The sequence below is a fragment of the uncultured Chitinophaga sp. genome (assembly GCF_937874145.1).
In the GTDB taxonomy this organism is placed as follows: Bacteria; Bacteroidota; Bacteroidia; order Chitinophagales; family Chitinophagaceae; genus Chitinophaga.
This window is the reverse complement of the sequence record NZ_CALNBI010000162.1, coordinates 1-5,049: the sequence shown is the minus strand read 5'-3', so window position 1 is coordinate 5,049 and position 5,049 is coordinate 1. Positions and strand designations below refer to the sequence as shown.

Genomic DNA, 5,049 nt, shown 5'->3' with positions numbered 1-5,049 from the left:
TGGCTGCGCGGGTGGGTATCACCGTGAAGTTCACCCTACACGCCCAGGAGCGGTGGCAGCAGCGATGCAGCCACCTCGACCTGACATCGGAACTGGCCAAGGTTTGCGCCAGCAGGGCTTCCAGCGTTTGCCGAAGGAAAGGGCCGCCGTTGTAAACGGGTAATATGACGGATATGAGCGGTGCTTTTTCCATGTGGTTATATTCTGTCCCAGCCTGCTGGTATTAAATCGCCGTCGTGCAGTCCTTCCGCCACAAACCACCGCTTCGGCGCGGTGATCCGTTTGCCTTCGTAACGGTTCAGCCAGGCGGCCCACCAGCTGTAACTGCTGTTGGCGATCACCTGGTGACGGCAGCTGCTCATGAGGAAGAGGTCTTCGTACTGCGTATGGCTCAGCGATCCGCTGAGGATTTCATAATCGATCCCCTGGGGCAGGTTGTCCTTCACCCATGCCGGGTCGTTCGTAAATATATAAAAATTGGCGCCGGGATAGCGTTCCGCCGCCTTTTGGTAATATTCCGGTTCGCTGATGCCGTGGTATTGGGCTGCGGATGTGCTGGTGTAATCGCCCCGGCGGAAGTGCATGGCCACGCTGTTGCTGCTCCGCAGCGCTTGTGCTTTCGCGAGTATCTCCGGGCTGAACGCGGTTTTGAATGCGAATTCTTCCCGGATAAGGTCTTTCACCGGCTCGAAGTATTTCCAGCTTTGCCAGTAGCCTTTGAGATATACAGGCGGCCGGAGGGAGAAGAACGCGGGATCGAAATGGAAGTGCTTTTCGCGGTACACATTGCGCATGGATGCCGGCGCCAGGCGATTGAACGCTTTTTGAAGGAACCCGGGGCGGGGGATCATATCTGCCCCGGCGATGTTTGCGGTGATATGCAGTCCGCCGAGGCCGTACATCCTGCCCTGGCCGGGTTCATAACTATCCTTGTCGAGGAACAGCGGAACGTCGTGTTGCCTTGCCAGCGTACGGCCGGCGGCGTATTGGAACATCTGGTTGCCCAGCCCTCCTTTTAATTGAACAAGGATCAAGAATTACCGGTTTAAGGAGCAAAAATATCTATTTTTGCGGGTATCTATATGGGAATTATAAGAAGCCAAAGCATCCGGTCCGTCATCATCACCTACGGAGGTTTCGCCATCGGGGCGCTCAATACTTACCTGTTCATGTCTTTCGTGCCGGCCGAGATCTATGGCCTTACACGCCTCATGGCTAGTACCGCAATGGTTTTCTATTCCATCGCTTCCATGGGTACCGCTACCCTGCTGAATAAATTCTTCCCGTATTACCGCGACCACCTCGCTCCCCATAAACGCGACCTGTTCGGCATCGTCCTCACGACCAGCCTGATCGGATTTCTACTCGTTACACTGGGCACCATCGTTTTCCACGATGTAGTGGTGCAGAAATATTCCGCCAACTCGCAGATCTTCGTCGAGTATTTTTACCTGCTGTACCCGTTTACGTTTTTCCTGATGTTGTTCACGCTGTTCGAGAACTTCAGCTACAACCATTTCAAAACCATCTTCCCCATTTTTCTCAAAGAAGTAGGCATCCGTGTAATCACCACGCTGATGATCCTGCTGCTGGTGCTACATGTTTTCACTGACATCCAGTTTATCTGGTTGTACGCGTTCATTTACGCAGCGGTTTTTATTGCGCTGGTGCTGTACCTGCAACGATCGGGCGCCCTGCACTTCTCGTTCCGGATCAGCCACGTCACCCGCAAGCTGTCGGACAAAATGATCTCCTTCAACCTGCTCATCTTCGGCGGCAGCGTATTCGGCGTGTTGGCGCAGAATATCGATGCGCTGGTAGTAGGCAGTACGCAGGGCCTGGCGGCCACGGGCGTGCTGGAATCGAGCACGTATGTCAGCAATGCCATCGGCGTACCGCAGCGCAGCCTCATAGCCATCGCCATTCCCATCCTCGCCAAGGCGTGGAAAGACAAGGACTATACCGCCATCCAGAGCATGTACCGGCGCTCTTCGCTTACCCTGCTCATCTTCGCCACCTTCCTGTTCATGATGGTTTGGCTGAACCTGGATTCCGCCTTCGAAATCCTCCACATCCCCGAGCTTTACCTCGAAGGCCGTTATATCATCCTGTTCCTGGGCCTCAGCAAGGTGCTCGACCTGGGTACCGGCGTAAACGAACAGATCATCGGCACTTCCAACATGTGGCGCTTCCAGTTTTATTCCACGCTGGTGTTGCTGGTGGCCAGCATCCCGATGAATATCTGGCTCATTAAATTACTGGGTATCACCGGATCGGGCGTAGCCGCACTGATCACGGCGGTCATTTACAATTCCCTCCGGTACATCTTCCTGTATTACCGCTTCAACATGCAGCCCTTCAGCCTCAAAACCCTGTACGTGGTGCTGCTGGCCGTTGCCGGATGGTACGTCTGCCAGTTCCTTATCACCATGGAAAACCCCTGGCTGCGCGGGATCCTGCGCACCAGCATCTTCTGCGCCATTTACCTGGTGCCCATTATTTACTTCAAATGGTCGCAGGACGTGACGGAAACCTGGCGCAAAGGCCTGGCCATGCTGCAGGGAATGATCAAAAGGAAATAATCAACTGAACCAGTTGCGTACCCGGCGCAGGATGCGCATGGCTATCCCCGGGCGGGGATGGAGATCGGTATGTTGCCGCAGGGTGGAATTGCCGCCCAGGCGGTTCTTGTCGCGGATGAGGATAACCGGCTCGAAGGGCAGGTCTTTCCGCTCTTCAGGGAATATATAACCGGGCGAAAGCACCCGGGGATGCCGTTCGGCGATGTACCTGTTGAGGTGGGATTCGTCGTGCCATTCGGCGATGATCCCCCGGTCCAGATCATGCTGCACATTTTCCTTCAGTTCCCGGATCAGGGCGAGGAAAGCCGCGGCGGTACCGCCGTTAACGCCGCCCTGTACGTAGATTTTCCGCAGTTCGCGGGGCATGTAGGCTTTGGAGCGCTTGTCTTTCTTCTCGTAAGGGAAATTTTTCACCGGCTGCCCGTGGAAACCGGGACTAGCCACAACGGTCAGCCCTTCATGCTCCGGCCCCGGCAGAAACTCTTCGGCGGAGACGGTGCGCAGGAATTGTGCGTTGGCGTTGAAGAAGAAAATATAATCGAACCCGCGCAGCTGTGCTTCCACGCGGGAAAAGATATGAAACCGCATGAGCGTGGCGTAAGGCCATGCCAGCCATTCCTGTTCGATAACGTGCACGCGGGGATGATCGTTGTACGGGAGGTCCGTTGCGTCGGTGAATACGAAGTATTCCTTTTCCGCGCCGGGGATGAAATACTGCTCGCTGCTGGTGAAGAATTCGTCCCAGAACACGGTGTATTTGCCGGTGCAGATGTAGAGCAACGCTATTTTCATGCTACCGGTTTTTGGGCTACCAGGCCGCAGTAGGGCGAATGGAAGGCGCCGTCGGGCAGGGATTTGAGCAGGGGGATGAGTTTATAGGCAAACTGCAGCCCTGCTTTCTGGAATGCGTTGCGGTCCTGCGGGTCGTGCCAGAAGTCGTACTTCCCGAAGCAGCCCGCGTACGGCACTTTGTAACCGAACGCCTGCAATTGCTCCGCCCACAGCGGGGGTTGCATGGAAGGGATGTAATGGCGGGCGAGGTTTTCCTTGTCGAGGGTGCTGCGCAGGAAATGCTGCAGCCCGCCCCTGAAATTGGGGGTGGTGAGCAGCAGGAGCCCGCCGGGCTTCAGTATCCGGTGATGCAGCGCGATGATCTCTGAGAAATTGCGGAAATGCTCGATGAACCCGAAAGAGCAAACCACGTCGTACCGGTCTTCCGTATTGGCGGCATACGCCAGCACGTCGCCTCTTTCCAGGAGGCCGGTTGCAATGCCCAGGCTTTGCAGCCACCCGCTGAAACCTTCGTCCATATTCGGCACCAGGTCCATCCCGTTCACTTCCAGGCCTTTTTTGCCCAGGTGCGCCATATACCTGCCGGGGAAACAGCCGAATTCGAACATCCGGCCGCCCTGGGGCAGCAGATGGGCGTAATGGTCGAGCCATTTCGTGATATTGTCTTCCGCGACAAAGTATTGAAAATTACTGTAGGAAGCATCCCAGTATTGCTGGTTCACCAGGTCCATTAGAGTCGTTTAATCCTGCTAAGCTATAAAAAAATCAGTTGATCCTTCCCGCCCCGGCGTAATATCTCACCCAGTAAGGTTCGCGCAGGTCGCTGATCATGACGCCGCTGCTGGAAGAGGCATGCACAAAACGGTCGTTGTCGAGGTACACACCCACATGGGAGATGCGTTTTTTGCGGTTGATGGCGAAGAACACGAGGTCGCCGTATTTGAGGTCGGCCCGTTTGCCCAGGCGGTTCACCTGGTTGAACAATTGCACGGAATTGCAGGGAGATCTGGAACACGGCAGACATGAAGGTGTTCACGAAATTGGAGCAATCGATCCCGTCTTTGCTGCTGCCGCCCATGCGGTAAGGCACGCCGTACCATTCCTCGATGAAGCTGAACAGTTTCTCGTTCACCACATTTTCGACCGGGAGATCGAGCAGCTGGGCGTATTTGAACTGCCACCAGCGGGCTTCTTCGATACCGTTGACGTGCCCCGGCGTTTCGCGGAGGCGTGTGCCGCGGGTTCTGGAAGTGTGCTCGGAAACGCGGGGCTCGCGGGAAGTGGAAATACCATCGATAAATGCGATCTCCTGCTGCCCGGCGGGCGCGGCGGCGGCGGACTGCTGCGGCTGCTTCTTCAGCATGGCGCAGCTTCCCAGCAGCAGGGCCCCCAACGGCAACATCATATATATCCTTTTTCCCATTCTTCTCAACATTCCGGCGTATTTTAAAAATTGGCTGCAATATAAAAAAAATCCGATTTTTGCCCTTTGGCAATCGCTGAAAATCACCTCAAGACCGAACCGACGATGAAGTTTTCACACCTGCACGTGCATACGCAGTTCTCGCTGCTGGACGGAGCCGCCGACATCAAAGGGCTCTATAAAAAAGCGATGGGCGACAATCAGCCCGCGCTCGCCATCACCGACCACGGTAACATGTTCGGGGCTTTCCAG

The 5,049-nt window shown here is 55.5% G+C and carries 6 protein-coding genes; 2 read left to right on the top strand and 4 right to left on the bottom strand.

Annotated features, from left to right (window positions below):
• Positions 1-197: 197 nt before the first annotated feature.
• Entirely contained in the window at positions 198-1,034 is an 837-nt protein-coding gene (locus Q0510_RS07760) for an alpha-1,2-fucosyltransferase (RefSeq protein ID WP_298709793.1), read from the bottom strand.
• A 48-nt stretch (positions 1,035-1,082) separates the two neighbouring features.
• Between Q0510_RS07760 and Q0510_RS07755 the strand changes: the two genes are divergently transcribed.
• Entirely contained in the window at positions 1,083-2,582 is a 1,500-nt protein-coding gene (locus Q0510_RS07755; RefSeq protein ID WP_298709792.1) for a polysaccharide biosynthesis C-terminal domain-containing protein, read from the top strand.
• Here the strand turns inward: Q0510_RS07755 and Q0510_RS07750 are convergent, their stop codons facing one another.
• The 3 genes from Q0510_RS07750 to Q0510_RS07740 are packed head-to-tail and all read right to left on the bottom strand — an operon-like array spanning position 2,583 to position 4,364.
• Positions 2,583-3,374 (bottom strand): family 6 glucosyltransferase, encoded by a 792-nt coding sequence (locus Q0510_RS07750; protein ID WP_298709791.1) that lies wholly within the window; start codon positions 3,372-3,374, stop codon positions 2,583-2,585.
• Positions 3,371-4,105 (bottom strand): class I SAM-dependent methyltransferase, encoded by a 735-nt coding sequence (locus Q0510_RS07745; RefSeq protein WP_298709789.1) that lies wholly within the window; start codon positions 4,103-4,105, stop codon positions 3,371-3,373. Before Q0510_RS07745 ends, Q0510_RS07750 begins: the two co-directional genes overlap by 4 nt.
• A 34-nt stretch (positions 4,106-4,139) precedes the next feature.
• Positions 4,140-4,364, bottom strand: a complete 225-nt coding sequence (locus Q0510_RS07740; protein ID WP_298709787.1) for an NlpC/P60 family protein — start codon at positions 4,362-4,364, stop codon at positions 4,140-4,142.
• Between the two features lie 499 nt (positions 4,365-4,863).
• Here Q0510_RS07740 and Q0510_RS07730 point away from each other — a divergent pair.
• On the top strand, positions 4,864-5,049 hold a 186-nt coding region (locus Q0510_RS07730), incomplete at its 3' end, for a PHP domain-containing protein (RefSeq protein ID WP_298709783.1).